17 protein-coding genes are annotated in these 18,839 nt (G+C 67.9%); 10 read left to right on the top strand and 7 right to left on the bottom strand.

All coding sequences use genetic code 11. The features are described 5' to 3' along the window. Position 1: 1 nt before the first annotated feature. From CSC71_RS07130 to infA, 3 genes are all read left to right on the top strand, one after another. Positions 2–1,162: a GNAT family N-acetyltransferase gene (locus tag CSC71_RS07130; protein WP_162373671.1), complete on the top strand. Its 1,161-nt coding sequence runs from the start codon at positions 2–4 to the stop codon at positions 1,160–1,162. A gap of 69 nt (positions 1,163–1,231) precedes the next feature. Continuing rightward, a complete protein-coding gene (gene aat / locus CSC71_RS07125) occupies positions 1,232–1,921 on the top strand; it encodes a leucyl/phenylalanyl-tRNA--protein transferase (protein ID WP_211367926.1) in 690 nt (229 codons plus the stop codon). Positions 1,922–2,006: 85 nt separating this feature from the next. Further along, complete coding sequence (infA, locus tag CSC71_RS07120; protein ID WP_162373669.1) at positions 2,007–2,225, top strand: translation initiation factor IF-1; 219 nt, start codon at positions 2,007–2,009, stop codon at positions 2,223–2,225. A gap of 103 nt (positions 2,226–2,328) precedes the next feature. Here the strand turns inward: infA and clpA are convergent, their stop codons facing one another. Together clpA and clpS are read right to left on the bottom strand one after the other, a co-directional pair. Further along, entirely contained in the window at positions 2,329–4,608 is a 2,280-nt protein-coding gene (gene clpA, locus CSC71_RS07115) for an ATP-dependent Clp protease ATP-binding subunit ClpA (RefSeq protein ID WP_162373668.1), read from the bottom strand. Between the two features lie 123 nt (positions 4,609–4,731). Then, positions 4,732–5,052, bottom strand: a complete 321-nt coding sequence (gene clpS, locus CSC71_RS07110) for an ATP-dependent Clp protease adapter ClpS (RefSeq protein WP_162373667.1) — start codon at positions 5,050–5,052, stop codon at positions 4,732–4,734. A 98-nt stretch (positions 5,053–5,150) separates the two neighbouring features. Between clpS and CSC71_RS07105 the strand changes: the two genes are divergently transcribed. The 5 genes from CSC71_RS07105 to CSC71_RS07085 all read left to right on the top strand — a co-directional run bounded on the left by CSC71_RS07105 (position 5,151) and on the right by CSC71_RS07085 (position 10,744). Next, complete coding sequence (locus CSC71_RS07105) at positions 5,151–5,648, top strand: hypothetical protein (RefSeq protein ID WP_162373666.1); 498 nt, start codon at positions 5,151–5,153, stop codon at positions 5,646–5,648. After that, entirely contained in the window at positions 5,649–6,116 is a 468-nt protein-coding gene (locus CSC71_RS07100; protein ID WP_162373665.1) for an NUDIX hydrolase, read from the top strand. After that, on the top strand, positions 6,113–7,234 hold the full coding sequence (gene mnmA, locus CSC71_RS07095; protein ID WP_162373664.1) for a tRNA 2-thiouridine(34) synthase MnmA: 1,122 nt from the start codon (positions 6,113–6,115) through the stop codon (positions 7,232–7,234). The genes CSC71_RS07100 and mnmA overlap by 4 nt, the downstream gene beginning before the upstream one ends. Further along, positions 7,231–7,842, top strand: coding sequence for a high frequency lysogenization protein HflD (gene hflD, locus CSC71_RS07090; protein ID WP_162373663.1), 612 nt, complete (start codon positions 7,231–7,233; stop codon positions 7,840–7,842). Before mnmA ends, hflD begins: the two co-directional genes overlap by 4 nt. A 241-nt stretch (positions 7,843–8,083) precedes the next feature. Beyond that, a complete protein-coding gene (locus tag CSC71_RS07085; protein WP_162373662.1) occupies positions 8,084–10,744 on the top strand; it encodes an N-acetylmuramidase domain-containing protein in 2,661 nt (886 codons plus the stop codon). 37 nt (positions 10,745–10,781) lie between these two features. On the opposite strand, the gene CSC71_RS07080 is transcribed toward CSC71_RS07085, so the two are convergent. Further along, positions 10,782–12,263, bottom strand: a complete 1,482-nt coding sequence (locus CSC71_RS07080; protein WP_162373661.1) for a tryptophan 7-halogenase — start codon at positions 12,261–12,263, stop codon at positions 10,782–10,784. Positions 12,264–12,389: 126 nt separating this feature from the next. On the opposite strand from CSC71_RS07080, the gene CSC71_RS07075 reads away from it, so the two are divergent. Beyond that, the gene (locus CSC71_RS07075) at positions 12,390–12,866 is read left to right on the top strand and encodes a DUF1801 domain-containing protein (RefSeq protein WP_162373660.1); all 477 of its coding nucleotides are present in this window, start codon (positions 12,390–12,392) and stop codon (positions 12,864–12,866) included. A 199-nt stretch (positions 12,867–13,065) separates the two neighbouring features. On the opposite strand, the gene CSC71_RS07070 is transcribed toward CSC71_RS07075, so the two are convergent. The 3 genes from CSC71_RS07070 to CSC71_RS07060 all read right to left on the bottom strand — a co-directional run bounded on the left by CSC71_RS07070 (position 13,066) and on the right by CSC71_RS07060 (position 14,705). Further along, positions 13,066–13,752, bottom strand: a complete 687-nt coding sequence (locus CSC71_RS07070; protein WP_425501926.1) for a hypothetical protein — start codon at positions 13,750–13,752, stop codon at positions 13,066–13,068. A 151-nt stretch (positions 13,753–13,903) separates the two neighbouring features. Next, the gene (locus tag CSC71_RS07065) at positions 13,904–14,170 is read right to left on the bottom strand and encodes a hypothetical protein (protein WP_162373659.1); all 267 of its coding nucleotides are present in this window, start codon (positions 14,168–14,170) and stop codon (positions 13,904–13,906) included. 355 nt (positions 14,171–14,525) lie between these two features. After that, positions 14,526–14,705, bottom strand: a complete 180-nt coding sequence (locus CSC71_RS07060) for a hypothetical protein (RefSeq protein ID WP_162373658.1) — start codon at positions 14,703–14,705, stop codon at positions 14,526–14,528. 35 nt (positions 14,706–14,740) lie between these two features. Between CSC71_RS07060 and CSC71_RS07055 the strand changes: the two genes are divergently transcribed. Beyond that, on the top strand, positions 14,741–16,153 hold the full coding sequence (locus CSC71_RS07055) for an acetamidase/formamidase family protein (protein ID WP_211367921.1): 1,413 nt from the start codon (positions 14,741–14,743) through the stop codon (positions 16,151–16,153). Positions 16,154–16,225: 72 nt separating this feature from the next. Here the strand turns inward: CSC71_RS07055 and acnB are convergent, their stop codons facing one another. Then, positions 16,226–18,820, bottom strand: coding sequence for a bifunctional aconitate hydratase 2/2-methylisocitrate dehydratase (gene acnB, locus CSC71_RS07050; protein ID WP_162373657.1), 2,595 nt, complete (start codon positions 18,818–18,820; stop codon positions 16,226–16,228). Positions 18,821–18,839: the final 19 nt, after the last annotated feature.

Here is an 18,839-nt window from a genome sequence, read left to right as displayed (position 1 = left end):
AATGCCCCGAATCCGCATCCTCGAAAACCTCGCCGACCTCCCCGCTTCCGTCTGGGACGCCCTGCACGACGGCCGCAACCCCTTCGTCGCCCACGCCTTCCTGTCGGGCCTGGAGGAAACCGGCTGCCTGCGCGAGGACTGGGGCTGGAAACCGCATCACGTCACGCTGTGGGAAGGCGGCGAACTCGCCGCCGCCGCGCCGGGCTACCTGAAGACCAATTCGCACGGCGAATTCGTCTTCGACCATGCATGGGCGCATGCCTATGCGCGGCATGGGCGTGATCCGCGGAATGGCCTTGGCCATTCCGCAAAGGCGGACTACTACCCGAAATGGCTCGGTGCCGTGCCCTACTCGCCCGTGACCGGCCCGCGCCTGCTGACGCGCGACGCGGGATCGCGCGCCGGGCTGCTCGACGCCATCGTCGATGAAACCCGCCGCCTCGGCCTTTCGTCGGCACACGTCAATTTCCATCCCCGGAGCGAGGACGGCGTATTCGGCGACGGCTGGCTCGCGCGGACCGACGTGCAATACCACTGGCGCAACGAAGCCGGCTGGCGGTCGTTCGACGATTTCCTTGCCGCGATGGACCACAAGCACCGCAAGAACATCCGCCAGGAACGCGCCAAGGTACGGCGCGCCGGCGTGGCGTTCCGCGTGCTGCACGGCGACGAGGCCGGCGATGGCGATCTCGCCGCGATGTTCGGCTTCTACCTGCAGACCTTCGCTGAATACGGCAACTCGCCGGCGCTGACCTTCGATTTCCTGCGCCACCTGGCGAAGGCGATGCCGCGGCAACTGGTGCTGTTCCTCGCCGACCACGAGGGCGAGCCGGTCGCTGGCGCCCTGTGCCTGCGCGGCGGCGACACCCTGTACGGCCGCTACTGGGGCGCGCGCGCGATCCTGCCCGGCCTGCATTTCGAAACCTGCTACTACCAGGGCATCGAATACTGCCTGCGGGAAGGCCTTGCCCGCTTCGAACCCGGCGCGCAGGGCGAACACAAGATCGCGCGCGGCTTCCTGCCGGCCTTCGTGCACAGCCGGCACTGGATCGCCGACCCGGTCTTCGCCGCGGCGCTGCGCCGCTGGTGCGACGACGAATCCGCTTCGGTGCGCAGCTACGCACGGGCGCTGGCCGCGCATTCCCCGTTCCGCGCCACCTAGAATGCGCGCGTGAGCCAGCGCCCGTTCCTGCTGTCGCCCGACCCGGCCGCGCCGTTCCCGCCGGCCGGAATGGCGCTGCGCCAGCCCGACGGCCTGCTTGCGATCGGCGGCGACCTGGCGCCGCAGCGCCTGCTCAACGCCTACCGGCACGGCATCTTCCCGTGGTTCTCCGAAGGCCAGCCGATCCTGTGGTGGTCGCCGGACCCGCGCACGGTGTTCCGGACCGACGGCGTACGCCTGTCGTCGCGTTTCCGTCGTTCGCTGCGGCATTCGGACTGGCGCATCCGGGCCGACACCCGCTTCGCCGACGTGATCGCCGCCTGCGCCAGCGTGCCGCGGCCCGGCCAGGACGGCACCTGGATCACCGCGGGCATGCAGGCGGCCTACGTCGAACTGCACCGGCTGGGCCACGCGCATTCGGTCGAGGTCTTCGACGGCGACCGTCTGGTCGGCGGGATCTACGGCGTCGCCATCGGCCGGATGTTCTTCGGCGAAAGCATGTTCAGCGGCGAATCCGGCGGATCCAAGGTCGCCCTGGCCGCCCTGGCCTGGCGCCTGCGCGAATGGGGCTGGCCGTTGATCGACGCCCAGGTCGAGAACGAGCACCTGCTGGGCCTCGGCGCGGACAGCTGGCCGCGCGGGCGCTTCCTGCGGGCCGTGGTCGAACAGGCCGCCTTGCCGGAGGCGCCAGGCCCGTGGACGGCGCGGTTCGGCACCTTGCTCGCCCGTGCCCTGGCGGGCAGCCGGCCCCCCGTTTAACCGGATTTTTGCGCGGACCCGCCGGGAGGCGTAAAATGCCGGACTTTCGCGGCCCGTGCCGCCCCCGTTCACCCTTCAGGTTTACATGTCGAAAGACGATTCGATCGAATTCGAAGGCACCGTCACCGAGACGCTGCCCAACACCATGTTCCGGGTCAAGCTGGAAAATGGCCACGAGATCATCGCCCACATCTCCGGGCGCATGCGCAAGAACTACATCCGCATCCTGACCGGCGACAAGGTCAAAGTGGAGATGACCCCGTACGACCTGAGCAAGGGTCGGATCACCTACCGCCAGCGCTGAGTTCGCGCATGGCGCAGGAAAAAGGCGGCCATTGGCCGCCTTTTTCGTTCTCGGTTGCTGGTTCCTGGTCGTTGGCCAAAAACCAACAGCCAGGAACCGGTGCTCACACCGTCGCCGGAAGCAACCGCTCCGGTTCCGACTGCGCCTCGACCACCAGTTCGCCGTCGCGCACGTCGATGCCGACCCGGCCGCCGTTGACCAGCTTGCCGAACAGCAGTTCGTCGGCCAGCGGGCGCTTGATCCTGTCCTGGATCAGCCGCGCCATCGGCCGTGCGCCCATCAGCGGGTCGAAGCCGTTCTGCGCCAGCCAGTCGCGCGCCGCCGGCGTGGCCGACAGGCTGACGTTCTTCTCGTGCAGTTGCGCTTCCAGTTCGATCAGGAACTTGTCGACCACGCGCAGGATGTGCTCGAAGCCCAGCGCCTGGAACTGCACCACCGCGTCGAGGCGGTTGCGGAATTCCGGGGTGAAGCTGCGGCGGATCACCTCCATCGCGTCGGTCGAGTTGTCCTGCCTGGTGAAGCCGATGCTGCGCCGCGAAGCCTGCGCCGCGCCGGCATTGGTCGTCATCACCAGGATCACGTTCTTGAAGTTCGCTTCGCGGCCGTTGGTGTCGGTCAGGATGCCGCGGTCCATCACCTGCAGCAGGATGTTGAAGATGTCCGGGTGCGCCTTCTCCACCTCGTCCAGCAGCAGCACGCAATGCGGCGTCTTGACGATCTTCTCGGTCAGCAGGCCGCCCTGGTCGAAGCCGACGTAGCCCGGGGGGGCGCCGATCAGGCGGCTGACCGAATGCGGCTCCATGTATTCGCTCATGTCGAAGCGGACCAGTTCGATGCCCAGCTGCAGCGCCAGCTGCTTGGTCACCTCGGTCTTGCCGACGCCGGTCGGGCCGGCGAACAGGAAGCTGCCGATCGGCTTGTCCGGGTTGCCCAGGCCGCTGCGCGCCAGCTTGATCGCCGACGACAGCGTCTCGATCGCCGGGTCCTGGCCGAAGATCACCATTTTCAGGTTGCGCTCCAGGTGCTGCAGCACGTCCTTGTCGGTGGCGCTGACCTGCTTGGCCGGGATCCGCGCCATCTTGGCGACGATGGTCTCGATTTCCTCGATGTCGATCAGCTCTTTGCGCTGGTCGAGCGGCAGCAACCGCTGGCGCGCGCCGGCCTCGTCGATCACGTCGATGGCCTTGTCCGGCAGCAGGCGGTCGCCGATGTGCTTCACCGACAGGTCGACCGCCGCCTGCAGCGCCTCGTCGAGATAGGTGACGCTGTGGTGCGCCTCGTACTTCGGCTTCAGGCCCTGCAGGATCTCGTAGGTCTCGCCGACGGTCGGCTCGACCACGTCGATCTTCTGGAAGCGCCGCGCCAGCGCGCGGTCCTTCTCGAAGATGCCGCGGTATTCCTGGAAGGTGGTCGAACCGATGCAGCGCAGCTCGCCCGAGGCCAGCGCCGGCTTGATCAGGTTCGATGCGTCCATCGTGCCGCCCGATGCCGAGCCGGCGCCGATGATGGTGTGGATCTCGTCGATGAACAGCACCGCGTTCGGGATCTTCTTCAGCGCCGCCAGCACCGCCTTCAGGCGCTTTTCGAAATCGCCGCGGTACTTGGTGCCGGCGACCAGCGCGCCGAGGTCGAGCGAGTAGATCGTCGCCTCTTCCAGCACCGCGGGCACGTTGCCCTCGACGATGCGCTTGGCCAGCCCTTCGGCCAGCGCGGTCTTGCCGACGCCGGCCTCGCCGACGTACAGCGGGTTGTTCTTGCGCCGGCGGCACAGCACCTGGATGGTGCGCTCGATCTCCTCGGCACGGCCGACCAGCGGGTCGATCTTGCCCTGGCGGGCGAGCTCGTTGAGGTTGCTGGCGTACTCGGCCAGCGCGTCGCCCTTGCCCTCGCCGCCCTCGCCTTCGCCCCGGCCCTCGCCCTCGGACGAGGGCTGCGGCTCGGCGCCCTCGCCCTGCTTGGCGATGCCGTGCGACAGGTAGTTGACCACGTCGAGGCGGGTCACGTCCTGTTGGGTCAGGAAATATACGGCGTGCGAGTCCTTTTCGCCGAAGATCGCCACCAGCACGTTGGCGCCGGTGACCTCCTTCTTGCCCGAGGACTGCACGTGGTAGACCGCGCGCTGCAGCACGCGCTGGAAGCCCAGCGTCGGCTGGGTGTCGCGCGGGTCGTCGGCGGCCAGCTTCGAGACCGGGGCCTCGATGGCCTGCTCCAGGTCCTCGCGCAGGCGGTCGGCGGCGGCGCCGGTGGCCTTCAGCACCGCCTGCGCCGAGGGGTTGTCCAGCAGTGCAAGCAGCAGGTGCTCGACCGTCATGAACTCGTGCCGCGCCTCACGGGCCCGCTTGTAGCACTGGCCGATGGTTTGCTCTAGATCTTTGCTGAACATGGGAAACTCCTGCTACTGACGCGCACAATATGCGGCCTGGCCGGAGGATTTCCACAACGCTGGCGGTCCACAGCGTTCAGGAACCGTTGCCCAGTCCCCGCCCGCCGGCGGCACCCCGCCCGGTCAGGATTTTTCCATCGTACACAACAGCGGGTGCTGGTTCATCCGCGAATATTCGTTGACCTGGGCGACCTTGGATTCGGCCACCTCGCGGGTATAGACCCCGCAGACGCCGCGGCCGCGGGTATGCACGTGCAGCATCACCTGGGTGGCCTTCTCCAGGTCCATCGCGAAGAACTGCTGCAGCACGCCGACCACGAAGTCCATCGGCGTGTAGTCGTCGTTCAGCAACAGCACCTGGTACAGCGGCGGCGGCGCGACCTCGGGCTTGCCGGTTTCCACCAGCACGCCATGCTCGAGTTCCTGTTCGGTTTTGCGGGACATGCCCCAATTATACGAAAGTGCCGTCGTGGCCGGGCCGAATGGACGGACGGCGCCGTGGCCCGCACAATTCCCGCAAACCCCTTTCCGGAAGCCATCCGATGAACCACGCGCTGTTGCTTGGCTGCATCCTCGCCCTGTTGTCGCCGGCCCTGCGCGCGCAGGACGCGGCAACGGCGAAGAACCCCGCCGATCCGGGCATCCGCGCCCAGCTGGACAAGCTGGACTACCAGTACGAAGTGGACGAGGACAACGACTACAAACTGGTCTTCGAGCTCGAGGGCGATCCCGCCCGCACCCAGCTGGTCTACGTGCGCTCGCCGGTCGAGGAATTCGGCGAGCACCGGGTCCGCGAGATCTGGTCGCCGGCCTGGCGCACCGAGGCCGACGCGTTCCCCGCCGAAGTCGCCAACCGCCTGCTGGAGGCGTCGCACAACAGCAAGCTCGGCGCCTGGGTCAAACAGGGGAATTTGGCGGTGTTCGTGGTCAAGCTCCCGGCGGACGCGGGCGAGCAGATGCTCAGCGACGCGATCGACGCAGCGATCCGCAGCGCGGACGAGATGGAGATCGAGCTGAGCGACGGCAAGGACGAGTTCTGAATGAGCAGGATCGACGGCAGCTGCTGGCAGCCCGACGTGACCGTGGCCACCGTGGTGGTCCGCGACGGCCGGCTGCTGATGGTCGAGGAATACGCCGGCGGCGACCGCCTGGTGCTGAACCAGCCGGCCGGCCACCTGGAACCGGACGAGAGCCTGGCGCAGGCCGCGTTGCGCGAGACGCGCGAGGAAACCGGCTGGGACGTCGAGCTGACCGCGTTCATCGGCGCCTACCAGTGGAAGGTGCCGGACAACGGCAGGCATTACCTGCGCTTCGCCTTCGCCGCCGCCCCGTTGCGGCACGATCCGGGCGTGCGGCTCGACGACGGCATCGAGCGCGCGATCTGGCTGACGCCGGACGAGCTGCAGGCCGAGCGCGCCCGCTGGCGCAGCCCGATGGTCTGGCAGGTGGCGAGCGACTTCCTCGCCGGCCGTCGTTATCCGCTTTCGTTGCTGCAGCACGTCGCATGAGCACGCCGCGCGTCATCGTTGGCGTTTCCGGCGGCGTCGATTCGTCGGTGGCCGCGCTGCGCCTGGTCCGGGCCGGCGAAGCGGTCGCCGGTCTGTTCATGCAGAACTGGGCCGACGACGGCAGCGGCGAATGCCGCGCCGAGGACGACCGCCGCGACGCGGTCGCGGTGTGCGGGCGGCTGGGCATTCCCTTCCATTTCCGCGATTTCTCCTCGGAATACTGGGCCGGCGTGTTCGAGCACTTCCTCGCCGAATATGCCGCCGGCCGCACGCCGAACCCCGACGTGCTGTGCAACCGCGAAGTCAAGTTCAAGCACTTCCTCGACGCCGCGCGGGACCTCGGCGCGGAGAAGATCGCCACCGGCCACTACGCGCGCGTCGCCGAGGACGGCGGCACGTGGAAGCTGCTGCGCGGCGTCGACCGCGGCAAGGACCAGAGCTATTTCCTGCACCAGCTGGGGCAGGAACAGCTCTCGGCGACGCTGTTCCCGATCGGCGACATGCAGAAGCCCGACCTGCGCCGCGTGGCGAAGGAGGCCGGCCTGCCGACCCACGACAAGAAGGATTCCACCGGCATCTGTTTCATCGGCGAGCGCGACTTCCGCGAATTCCTGGGCCGCTACCTGCCGGCGAAACAGGGCGAGATGCGCGATCCGCAGGGCCACGTCATCGGCACGCACCCGGGCGTGTTCTATTTCACCCTCGGCCAGCGCGAAGGCCTGAACATCGGCGGCGTGCGCGGCCGCGCCGCGGCGCCGTGGTACGTGGTCGGCAAGGACGTGGCCAACAACGTGCTGTATGTCGACCAGGACACCGCCAGCCCCTACCTGCAGTCGACGAAGCTGTGGTCGGAAGCCGCGCACTGGGTCGGCGGCCATCCGCCGGCGCGGCGGTTCGACTGCGCCGCGCAGACCCGCTACCGGCAGCCGGACGAAGCATGCCGCGTCAGCGTGCAGGACGACGGCACGCTGGAAGTCGCCTTCGCCCGCCCGCAGCGCGCGGTGACGCCGGGGCAATCGCTGGTGCTGTACGACGGCGACGTCTGCCTCGGCGGCGCGGTGATCGCGCGCACCGACGCACCGCTCGAACGACGCCTAGACGCGGAGCGCGCGGCATGAGCGACGCCATCCGCGACCGCGTGCTCGCACTGGCCGGGGTGATCCAGGCGCTGGCGCAGGTGCGCCGCATCGCCGATACCGGGCAGGCGGACGCGGCGATCGTGCAGACCGCGCTCGACAGCGTGTTCCGCATCGACGCCGACTCCGCCGAAGCCGTGTACGGCGACGCCTTGGCGTTGCGCGCCGGGCTGCGCATCCTCGGCGAGCACCTCGGCCGGCAGCAACTGCACGACGCCGCGCTGTTCAAGCTGGTGATGGCGGTGCTGCAGCTGGAACGGCGCTTCGGCAAGGAAACCCATACCGCCGGCGCGGTGCACAACGGCCTGCTCGAGATCGCGCCGAAGGCCGCGGAACTGGGCAGCAGCCACCCCGACGTGCTGTCGGCGCTCGGCGGCCTGTATGCCGATACGCTCAGTCACTTGCGGCCGCGGGTGATGGTGCAAGGCAATCCGCATTACCTGGCGCAGCCCGGCGTGGTCGCCGAGATCCGCGCGATCCTGCTGGCCGCGGTGCGTTCGGCGGTGCTGTGGCGGCAGCTCGGCGGCAGTTACTGGGATTTCGCGTTCTCGCGCCGACGCATGCTGCAGGCCGTCGAATCCTGGCTCTGACCCCCGCGCGGTTCCCGCCGCGCCCTTCCTTTCGTCGGCGCATCCGGCGCCGCTTGGCCGGACCATCGCCAGCCGCGCGTTGAACCCTGCGGAACGCCATCGATCATCGCCCCCGCGATGCGGCGCGCGCCCGTCCCCTGCGGGCCCCCGATCACGATGCCTTTCCCGGCCGCGCGGGAAACTGCCGCCTGCACGCCGATGGAAATCCCCCCGGCTTCGACCCTGGCAATGGAGCGACCCGATGAGCAACGACAAGCGAACCGTTTCCGCGGAAACCTGGAAGGAACTGGCCCTGCGCCTGCAAGTGGAGGAAGCGGCGCTGCGCGCGGTCGCCGAAGTGGAATCGGCCGGCAGCGGCTTCCTGCCAGCGTCGGACGGACGCCCGAAGATCCTGTTCGAAGGGCACATCTTCCACCGCCTCACCGCGGGCCGCTACAGCGGCGGGCACCCCAACATCAGCTATCCGAAATGGGACCGCCGCCAGTACTCCGGCAGCCTCGCCGGCGAATGGCGGCGGCTGGACAAGGCCGCGGCGCTGGACGAGGAAGCCGCGTTGCAGTCGGCCAGCTGGGGCGCGTTCCAGATCATGGGCTTCAACTACGCGCTGTGCGGCTACGACAACGTCGGTCGCTTCGTCGACCGCCAGTCGGTCGATGCGAACGGACAGGTCGAGGCCTTCGCGAACTTCCTCGCCCGCCCCGGCTCGCCGTTGATCGTGCCGCTGCGGCGCAAGGACTGGGCCCGCTTCGCGCGCCTGTACAACGGGCCGGGCTACCGGCAGAACCGCTACGACGAGAAGCTGGCCGCGGCCTACGCCCGGTTCGGCGGGACGGCGGCGCGCGCCGGCCGTTCGCGCAAGGCGGCACGGCCGCGCCGCGGCTCGCTCTGCGCGCCCGGCCGGCCGGAGGTCGCGCCGCTGGAACTGCTGGAGGCCAGCGCACCGCGCAGGAAGCGGCAACGCGCCACGCGCGTGCTCAATGTGCGTCCGGACAGCGTCGACCTGCGCGACTGGGAGTACCAGCCACCGGTGTCGTCCGCGCCGAAGGACGTCAGCTACCCGGGCGACGTGCGCCCGATCCTCGACCAGGGCCTGACCAGCGCCTGCACCGGCTATTCGCTGGCGATCGTCATCGAATACCTGCTGGTGCGCGCCGGGCGCCACGTCGAACCGATCTCGCCGCACATGCTCTACAGCATGGCGCGCCGCTACGACGAGTGGGCCGAAAACGACGACGGCGGCGAGGACGAGGACGGCGGCTCGTCGCTGCGCGGCGCGCTGAAGGGCTGGCTGCGCCACGGCGCCAGTGCCGCGCGGCTGTGGCCGAAGCTGGAAATGCCCGAGGCCAGGCCGAACGCCGGCGAGGACTGGTGGACCGACGCGATCAAGCGCCCGCTCGGCGCCTACTACCGCATCGATCCGCGCTCGCTGCGCGACATGCATGTCGCGATCGACCAGGTCGGCGCGCTGTACGCCAGCGCCTTCACCCACCGGGGCTGGGAGGAGCTGCTCGCCGACAGCGCCGTGCCGCGACCGGAGGACCCGGAAGACCTGCCGCTGATCCGCCGCCTGAAAGGCCGCCCCGACGGCGGCCATGCCTTCGCCATCGTCGGCTACACCAAGGACGGCTTCATCGTGCACAACTCGTGGGGCCCGGCCTGGGGCAAGGGCGGCTTCGCGGTGCTGCGCTACAGCGACTGGCTGGAGAACGCGATGGACTGCTGGGTCGCGCAGCTGGGCGTGGTCACCGCCGAGCACGAGGCGATCGCGGAAGCGACGTCGCTGCGCACCGACGAGAGCGACCGTTCGCGCGCGGTGGTGTCGAACAATCCGATTCTGGCCGCGCACGAACTGAGCCCGTTCATCATCAACATGGAGAACAACGGCCTGCTCAGCCGCCGTGGCCAGTTCCGCACCCGGCCCGAGGACATCGATGCGCTGTTGCGGATCCACCTGAAGGAAGCCTGCCGCAAATGGAAGATCCCGGCCAACGGCACGGTCGACATCGCCATCTACGCGCACGGCGGCCTCACCAGCGAGGACACGGCGGCGCAGAACGCCCGCTTCTGGGTGCCGGCGCTGTACAACGAACGCATCTTCCCGATCTTCCTGATGTGGGAAACCGGCGCGATCAAGACCATCTCGAACATGATCGAGGACAAGCTGGCGCCGGAAGCCGCGCGCGCGGGCGGCGCCTGGGACCGCCTGAAGGAAGACTGGAAGGAGTGGTGGAACGAGCGCCTCGAGACGCTGGCGCGCCCGCTCGGCCGGCCGCTGTGGCGCGAGATGAAGGAGAACGCCGGCAAGATCAGCAGCAACCCGGATTCCGGCGTCAGGATCCTGTTCGACGACTACCGCGCGAAGGCGCGCGAGTACGCGTTGCCGAAGATCCGCCTGCACCTGATCGGCCATTCCGCCGGCGCCATCCTGCACAACCACCTCGGCGCGCGCGCGATCCAGGCCGGCTTCGACCTGCGCACGGTGAGCCTGATCGCACCGGCGGTGCGCGTCGACGAATTCGACGCGATCCTCGGCAAGGCGGTGCAGAAGACCGGTACCCGGCTGCTGGTCGGCCACCTGACCGACGCGGCCGAGCGCGCCGACCCCACCTGCAAGCCGTACGGCCATTCGCTGCTGTACCTGGTGTCGCGTTCGTTCGAGGACCGGCAGGAAACGCCGATCCTCGGTATGGAGCGCGACCTGGTGCCGGCGCGTGCGACGCTGCCGTGGGGCGCGCGGACGATCGCGGTGGCCAGCCCGCAGATGAGCGCGTCCCGGCTGCCGCACGTCAGGGCGGACGGCGGCGAGCGGCCGGGCAAGCCGACCGAGGCCACCACGCACGGTTCGCTCGACGACGATCCCGGCCTGCAGCAGCGGATCTTCGACCTGATCCACGCGAAGTGAGGCAATCTGCCCTGCAGAGCGCCGGGCAAGCCCGGTGCTACGGGGGCGATGCGTGCACCGATGCGACGAAGGCATCCAGTTCCCTGCGCTGCTCCGGCGGCAGGCTTCGCAGTTCCGCCTGCGCGGCCTGCGGCGGGATCGCGCCGACGCCCTGCCCCACCGCCAGCCAGCTCGGCGGGCCGAACATCGAGATCTGCGCGCGCAGCCGGTACGGCACCGTGTCGAACGGACGCGGCGTGCGCCGCTGCCATACCTGCTTCAGTGCGGCGTAACCCGGCGACAGCGGCCGTTCCGCGGCGTCGCGCCAGAACGGCGTGTCGCGCCGGCGCACGTCGTAGTGCATGCGCAGGAAGTCGAGGATGCCGCGCCAGTAGTCGGCGTTGGCCTGGTTGAAGCGCTCGATGGCGAGGTCCGAGACCACGCCGTGGCTGCCGGCGACGAGCAGGCCGAACGCGGCGAGCTGCTCCAGCATCTGCCCGATCGACGTCGCTTCCAGCGGTTCGACGAAGCCCGAGGCCAGCCCCACCGCCATCACGTTGCCGCGCCAGACCTGCTCGAAATGCCCAGGCTCGAAGCGTAGCGTGCGCATCGGCTGCACGGCGAAGCCGAGGCGCCGTTCGATCTCGCCCAGCGCGGCATCGTCGTCGACGTGCGCGCTGCTGTACACGTAACCGGCGCCAACGCGCTTCTGCAGCGGGATCTGCCACATCCAGCCGTTCGGCATCGCCAGCGCGTTGGTGACCAGCGCCGGATTCGGGCCCGGATGCGGCATGTGGAAAGGGATCGCGCGGTCCAGCAGCAGCCACGGCGCGAACGAACGCCATGCCGCCTTGTAGGTGCGGCCGAGGCTGAAGCGCGCGAAGCCGGAGGCGTCGATCAGGAAACCCACCGGAACCTCGTCGCCGTCATCCAGCTTCAACGCACGGACCCAGCCGGTTTCCGGGGCCAGCAGCAGTTCCTGCACCTTGGCCAGCCGCAGCTGCACGCCGCGCCCGGTGGCGACGCGGCGCAGGTATTCGGCCAGGCGATGGCTGTCGAAATGCAGCGACGCGGTGAAGCCGGGATTCTCTTCCTTCAGCGCCTGCAGCACGTCGTCCTGCGAAGCGCCGCGCACGACCAGCGGCATCGAACGCACGGCATGGCCGATGCCCAGGCCGTTCGCCAGCAGCGCCGACATCTGCGGGTCGAAGCCGTTCGCCAATTCCAGCGGGCCGTTGAACAGGTGGTAGTAGACGTCCTCCTCGCCGCCGCCGTGCCAGCCGCGGTAGGCGAAGCCGAGCTTGAACGCGCCTTCGGTCTCGCGCATGAAGGCCAGCGGGTCGATGCCGTTGCGCTTCAGCGCCTCGACCAGGTTGACGATGCCGCCCTCGCCCACGCCGACGATGCCGATGTCCGGCGATTCGACCAGGGTGACGGCGGTCTGCGGACCGAACAGGCGCCGCGCCTCGGCGGCCGCGAACCAGCCCGCCGCGCCGCCGCCGAGCACGACGACGTCGCGGATTTCGTTGAAGTCCAGCATCGCCCCTCCCAAGGCCCGACCAGACGCGGCGAGCATACACCGGGCCATCGCGGGCCCCCGCGGCGCTGCATTCGTATTCGATGCCTGCGCTATGCTTCGGCACGGCTCAAGGTTCGGGAGACAGGAATGACCACGGGTACGTCCGGCAGCAGCAAGCCGCGCAAGTCGGCCACCAAGTCCGTGCGGAAGACGGCGAAGAAGGCCGAGCCGGCCGCGAGTCCGGCGGATTGGCGCGTCGAAACCCTCGCGCGCATGCGCGCGCTGATCGTCGAGGCCGTGCCGGATGCGGTCGAGGAGCGGAAATGGATGAAGCCCAGCAATCCGCTGGGCGTGCCGGTCTGGTCGCGCGACGGGATCATCTGCACCGGCGAGACGTACAGGCAATACGTGAAGCTGACCTTCGCGAAGGGCGCCAGCCTTCCCGACCCGGCGCAGTTGTTCAATGCCAGCCTGGAAGGCGGCACGCGGCGGGCGATCGACATCCACGAGGGCGGGAAGATCGATGCGCGCGCATTCAAGGCGCTGGTGAAGGCTGCGGCGGCGTTGAACGGTTCGTCGGCGAAGAAGAAGGCCAAGCCTGCAGCGGAAAAACGCAGCCGGTGAAGCGGCCATCGAGCGGCAACCCGCGGCCTTCGCGGGTTGTCAGCTGCAGTCGGGGCCGAAGCCGGTTGGCGATTTTGCAAGAGCGTCGATGGCTGCCCGGATGCTCATGCGGCGAGCGTATGCCCGGGCTTGTCCCGGTTTCGCGGAACCGGCTTGCGCAGGAGTCTTGTTCGGACCCTGGCCATGACCTGCGCGGGCTTCACTGGCGGGCGGACCGCCTGCGTTTTTTGACGCTGCGTTGCGCAGTCGCGCGACTTTGTGCGAACTCCGGGAACACCTCCGCCAGCGACGCCTTTTCCGGCAGGATGTAGAACACCCCGCCCCGCTCGAACGTCGGGCGGACGACCTGCTCGTAAAACTCGGGCGAGACGTTGATGCAGCCATGCGTGATGCGGTTGTCGTCCGGCGAAGGCGATGCAAGGCGTTCGACGCGCCTCTCGGCCGGGACGCCGGTAGCGGTAGGGTGCATGGAGACCGCGGAATCGTAGTCCACCCACAGCACGCGCCCGGCGTCGATCGACGGGCCGAAACCGCCCACATAGCGACCGGCAGGCGTCGTGCGATCCCGGCCCGGAATCTCGCGAAGCGCGAGACCGGCGACGCCGGGGGCAGAATGATCCCCGATCGCCGAGCCAAAGAGCCCGGGCGCTACGCCGCGAAGCCGGCCGTCGCTGCCGAACACCAGGATCTGTGCGGCGGCCTTGTCCATGATCGCGAATGGATAGCCTTGGCTGTCCTGGGTCGCGACCACCCAGCCCGCGAGTTCAACCACCGTGTCGGACACTTCCTGGTCTGGCGGAAGCAGGTCGACGGCGGCTACCGGTTGCGCGTTGGCATCCTTGGCGCTGGCCACGTCGAAGTTCGCGGATGCCAGTGTCAGCGCCAGCACGCCGCAAGCGACCCGGATCGCAGGGAGTATGTACGTACGGATGGGATGGCTCCTTGGAGTGAAGACCGAGTGAAGAAAGGAGACCGGTGGCCAACGAAGGCCACCGGGTTCCGGATACAAACCGTTCGTCACGAATCGTGAAAGGCGATCAACCGCGCGGCGCGCGGCGCGGCGCCGTTTCGAGCTGCTGGACACGGCTTTCCATTTGATCCAACCGCTGGTTGGCCTGCTGCGCGGACTGATTGGCGGATTCGGCACTCTGAGCCGCACCCTGCACCTTCATGTCGAGCTGATCGAGGCGCGAATTGATCCCTGCAAATTCGTCGTCATAGGTAGCGCAGGCGGCAAGGCTCAGGGCGACGATCGCCACGCCGAGCGTACGCGCCGTCTTCAGATGTTGCTTGGTCAGAAACATTTCCACTTCTCCTTCTTCTAGGGGCACGCGAAATATAACCACCCTTTTTGTTGGAGTCACTACAAGTATTGGTCTCCTATCTTGCTACGTGAAAGCCAGGTGAAATGCATCACGCGGCATTAACAAAGAAGGCGAACCACCATCTGGATTAGCGCTATAGATTGTGCGCGGTGCAACCGATTGGTCTTGGTGCAGCGATGCTCAACATCGCAATCCATCCGGCATGGCGATGTTGGGTTGCACTCCGTTAACCACAATCCGCATGTCGCTTGTCATTCCCGCTTTCGCAGGAATGACGGGCAAAAGAAAACGCCCGGCTATACCGGGCGTTTTCGTTACTGCGTTCGACCGCGAATCAAGTCTCGACGCTCTCCGCCACTTCAACATGACCCGGGATCTTGTCCAAGTTGAGGTGGGGGTGGATCTTCCTGCCATTCGCATTGATCGCGCCGATGCCCGCCATGTACTCCTCCCTGGTCGGGATGAGGCCCAGGCGCACGCAGATCGTCACCCGCTCTGCCGAACCCGGATACATGCTGGTGTCTCCATCCAGATGGTTCGGGAAACGATTTGCGGACCGGGACGATAAACCTGGCGCTCCGGGATATTGCTGTCCTGCGACGTTTTGCGCGTGATCGGCATCCAGATACGGTGTGTCCCAACCTGGAGAACGGCATGCGATGGTTCCCTTCGGTGGCCTTGGCCTGTTGCCTGTCCTTGCCGTTCCCCGCTCCCGCGTCCACGCAGGACTGGGTCGTCGCCATCGATCTCTGGGGCAATTGGGCGTACCAGTCGCTTCACCTCGTGCGCGATGGCGACAAGCTGGGCGGAGAACTGGATGGAGACGACTTGCGCGGACGCGCGAAGAACGACGGACTGGAGTTCGTTTCCACCGACGCGCGGGGCAACGAGTATCGGTTCTCCGGCAAGCTGTCCGGCGATACGTTTGCCGGCACGGCCGATTTTCCCGATCCCAATGATCGCTCAAGGCGTGTCGAACACGCATTCAGCGCCCGTCCCGCTCCGGAACGCCAGGCCGGCGGAACACGACGCCACGAATTCACCCCGACCGACTACGCCAACGAATTCAGTCCGCACCGCGCCCCGGTGCTTGCGATCTGGCCGGGAGACACGGTGCATACGCGCACGCTGGATTCGGGCGGCGTGGACGAACATGGCGTCACCCGCGCATTGTTCGGCAATCCGCAAGTCGGACCGTTCTTCGTCGTCGGCGCGGAACCCGGCGACACCCTGCTGGTGAAGATCGAACGCCTGCGTACGAATCGCGACTATGCCGACAGCCTGGACGGCATCGTCGGCCGCGCACTGGGGCGATCGCTCGCTGCCAAGGCGACGGATCTCGGCAAGCCGAAGCGCTGGCGGCTGGATGCCGCCCGTGGCGTGGCGCGTCCGGACGCTGCCGACGACGCGTTACGCAACCTCGAAGTGCCGTTGCGGCCCATGCTCGGTGGTTTGGGCGTTGCGCCGGGTTTTGGCTGGCCGGCGATATCCAGCGGGGACAGCGGCCGTTTCGGCGGCAACATGGACTTCAATGAAGTCGTGGAAGGCAATACCGTGTACCTGCCGGTGTCCCAGCCGGGCGCCCTGCTCTACCTCGGCGACGCGCACGCGGCGCAGGGCGACGGCGAGACGACCCAGTACGCACTGGAAACCTCGATGGACGTGGAATTCGGCGTGGAACTGGTCAAGGGCAGGCAGGTCGGCCTACCCCGGGTCGAATCGCCGACGCATTTGATGGTGCTGGGACAGGCCGGCTCGCTGGACGAAGCCTTGCGGATGGCGACTACCGGCATGATGCAATGGTTGCAGCAGGACTACGGGCTGGGCCTGTCCGAGGCCTCGCAACTGCTGGGCGCCTGCGTGGAATACCGGGTGGCGACGCTGGCGGGACGCAACGTCGGCCTGGTCGCGAAAGTGCCGAAAGCGCTGCTGGAGCCCCTCGTGCCAGACAGGAAAAAATAGGCCGATGCCTGCCGTCAAACGACAACGCCCGGCTTTGCCGGGCGTTGTCGTTGCGACCTGCTTCCGCGGGGATCAGGCCGCGACCTTGTCGGCCACTTCCTTGTAGTCCGCGATCTGGTCGAAGTTCATGTAGCGGTAGATCCTGTCGCCATTGGCGTTGATCACGCCGATGTCCGCCATGTACTCCTCCCTGGTCGGGATGCGGCCCAGGCGCGAGCAGATCGCCGCCAGTTCCGCCGAGCCCAGGTACACGTTGGTGTTGCGGCCCAGGCGGTTGGGGAAGTTGCGGGTCGAGGTCGACATCGCGGTGCTGCCTTCGCGGATCTGCGCCTGGTTGCCCATGCACAGCGAGCAACCCGGCATTTCCATGCGCGCGCCCGCGCCGCCCAGCACGCCGTAATGGCCTTCCTCGGTCAGCTGGTGCGCGTCCATCTTGGTCGGCGGCGCGACCCACAGGCGGGTCGGGATGTCGCGCTTGCCTTCCAGCAGCTTCGACGCCGCGCGGAAGTGGCCGATGTTGGTCATGCACGAACCGATGAACACTTCGTCGATCTTCGCGCCGGCGACGTCCGACAGCGTCTTCACGTCGTCCGGGTCGTTCGGGCAGGCCACGATCGGCTCGTGGATCTCGGCCAGGTCGATCTCGATGACCGCGGCGTATTCGGCGTCGGCATCCGGTTCCAGCAGCTGCGGGTTGGCCAGCCAGGCTTCCATCGCCTTGATCCGGCGGCCCAGCGAACGCGCGTCGGCGTAGCCTTCGGCGATCATCCACTTCAACAGCGTGATGTTGCTGTTGATGTACTCGATGATCGGTTCCTTGTTCAGGCGCACCGTGCAACCGGCGGCGGAACGCTCTGCCGACGCGTCGGACAGTTCGAACGCCTGCTCCACCTTCAGGTTCGGCAGGCCCTCGATCTCGAGGATGCGGCCGCTGAAGATGTTCTTCTTGCCCTGCTTCGCGACGGTCAGCAGTCCGGCCTTGATCGCGTACAGCGGGATCGCGTTGACCAGGTCGCGCAGGGTCACGCCCGGCTGCATCTCGCCCTTGAAGCGCACCAGCACGCTCTCGGGCATGTCCAGCGGCATCACGCCGGTGGCCGCGGCGAAGGCGACCAGCCCGGAACCGGCCGGGAACGAAATGCCGATCGGGAAACGCGTATGCGAATCGCCGCCGGTGCCGACCGTGTCCGGCAGCAGCATGCGGTTGAGCCAGCTGTGGATCACGCCATCGCCCGGACGCAGCGAGACGCCGCCGCGGGTGCTGATGAATTCCGGTAGCGTGTGATGGGTCTTCACGTCGACCGGCTTCGGATAGGCCGCGGTGTGGCAGAACGACTGCATGACCAGATCGGCGGAGAAGCCGAGGCAGGCCAGGTCCTTCAGTTCGTCGCGGGTCATCGGGCCGGTGGTGTCCTGCGAACCGACCGAGGTCATCTTCGGCTCGCAATAGGTGCCCGGACGCATGCCCTTCCCTTCCGGCAGGCCGCAGGCGCGGCCGACCATCTTCTGCGCCAACGAGAAGCCCTTGCCGGTGTCCGGCGGGTTGACCGGCAGGCGGAACAGGTCCGTCGCGGGCAGCTTCAGCGCTTCGCGCGCCTTCGCGGTCAGGCCGCGGCCGATGATCAGCGGGATGCGGCCGCCGGCGCGGACTTCGTCCAGCAGCACTTCGCTCTTGAGTTCGAACTCGGCGACGACTTCGCCGTTCTTCAGCGCCTTGCCTTCGTACGGGCGCAGTTCGATCACGTCGCCGTGCTCCATCTTCGACACGTCGAGCTCGATCGGCAGCGCGCCGGCGTCTTCCATGGTGTTGTAGAAGATCGGGGCGATCTTGCTGCCCAGGCAGACGCCGCCGAAGCGCTTGTTCGGGATGTACGGGATGTCTTCGCCGGTCCACCACAGCACGCTGTTGGTCGCCGACTTGCGCGAGGAACCGGTGCCGACCACGTCGCCGACGTAGGCGACCAGGTGGCCCTTCTCCTTCAGCTTCAGGATTTCGCCGATGGGGCCGCGCTTGCCGTCTTCCTCCGGCGCGAACGGCGCGTCGGGGCGCTTGTTCTTCAGCATCGCCAACGCGTGCATCGGGATGTCCGGGCGGGTGGTCGCGTCGGGCGCCGGCGAGAGGTCGTCGGTGTTGGTTTCGCCCGGCACCTTGAACACGGTGACGGTCAGGCTCTGCGGCACCTCCGGCTTGCTGGTGAACCACTCGGCGGCGGCCCAGCTCTCCAGCACGGCCTTGGCGAAGGCGTTGCCCTTCTCGGCCTTCTCCTGCACGTCGTGGAAGGCATCGAATACCAGCAGGGTGTGCTTCAGGCCTTCCGCGGCGGCGGCGGCGGTTTCGTCGTTCCTGTCCAGCAGCTCGATCAGCGGCGCGACGTTGTAGCCGCCGAGCATGGTGCCCAGCAGTTCGGTCGCGCGCACGGCCGGAATCAGGCCGCACTTCTCGGTGCCGAAGGCCACGGCGGCGAGGTACGAAGCCTTGACCTTGGCCGCGTCGTCGACGCCGGCCGGCACACGGTTGGTGATCAGATCGAGCAGGAATTCCTCTTCGCCCGCCGGCGGGTTCTTCAGCAGTTCGATGACGTCGGCGGTCTGCTGCGCGCTCAGCGGCAGCGGCGGGATGCCGAGGGCGGCGCGTTCGGCGACGTGTTGGCGGTAGGCTTGCAGCATCGGTGGCTCCGGGGGGTTA

Origin of the sequence: Pseudoxanthomonas sangjuensis, assembly GCF_010211755.1 — a bacterium.
GTDB classification, from domain to species: Bacteria; Pseudomonadota; Gammaproteobacteria; order Xanthomonadales; family Xanthomonadaceae; genus Pseudoxanthomonas_A; species Pseudoxanthomonas_A sangjuensis.
Note: the sequence above shows the minus strand (reverse complement) of the source record. Positions and strands in the feature narration are given on the sequence as shown.

Excerpts from the sequence above, each read along its gene's own strand:
- CSC71_RS07080 (WP_162373661.1), bottom strand. The coding sequence starts at position 12,263 with ATGCTGGACTTCAACGAAATCCGCGACGTCGTCGTGCTCGGCGGCGGC.
- acnB (WP_162373657.1), bottom strand. The coding sequence starts at position 18,820 with ATGCTGCAAGCCTACCGCCAACACGTCGCCGAACGCGCCGCCCTCGGC.
- CSC71_RS07075 (WP_162373660.1), top strand. The coding sequence starts at position 12,390 with ATGACCACGGGTACGTCCGGCAGCAGCAAGCCGCGCAAGTCGGCCACC.
- CSC71_RS07065 (WP_162373659.1), bottom strand. The coding sequence starts at position 14,170 with ATGTTTCTGACCAAGCAACATCTGAAGACGGCGCGTACGCTCGGCGTG.
- CSC71_RS07105 (WP_162373666.1), top strand. The coding sequence starts at position 5,151 with ATGAACCACGCGCTGTTGCTTGGCTGCATCCTCGCCCTGTTGTCGCCG.
- aat (WP_211367926.1), top strand. The coding sequence starts at position 1,232 with ATGGCGCTGCGCCAGCCCGACGGCCTGCTTGCGATCGGCGGCGACCTG.
- CSC71_RS07085 (WP_162373662.1), top strand. The coding sequence starts at position 8,084 with ATGAGCAACGACAAGCGAACCGTTTCCGCGGAAACCTGGAAGGAACTG.
- infA (WP_162373669.1), top strand. The coding sequence starts at position 2,007 with ATGTCGAAAGACGATTCGATCGAATTCGAAGGCACCGTCACCGAGACG.
- clpA (WP_162373668.1), bottom strand. The coding sequence starts at position 4,608 with ATGTTCAGCAAAGATCTAGAGCAAACCATCGGCCAGTGCTACAAGCGG.
- CSC71_RS07100 (WP_162373665.1), top strand. The coding sequence starts at position 5,649 with ATGAGCAGGATCGACGGCAGCTGCTGGCAGCCCGACGTGACCGTGGCC.
- hflD (WP_162373663.1), top strand. The coding sequence starts at position 7,231 with ATGAGCGACGCCATCCGCGACCGCGTGCTCGCACTGGCCGGGGTGATC.
- CSC71_RS07130 (WP_162373671.1), top strand. The coding sequence starts at position 2 with ATGCCCCGAATCCGCATCCTCGAAAACCTCGCCGACCTCCCCGCTTCC.
- mnmA (WP_162373664.1), top strand. The coding sequence starts at position 6,113 with ATGAGCACGCCGCGCGTCATCGTTGGCGTTTCCGGCGGCGTCGATTCG.
- CSC71_RS07060 (WP_162373658.1), bottom strand. The coding sequence starts at position 14,705 with ATGTATCCGGGTTCGGCAGAGCGGGTGACGATCTGCGTGCGCCTGGGC.
- clpS (WP_162373667.1), bottom strand. The coding sequence starts at position 5,052 with ATGTCCCGCAAAACCGAACAGGAACTCGAGCATGGCGTGCTGGTGGAA.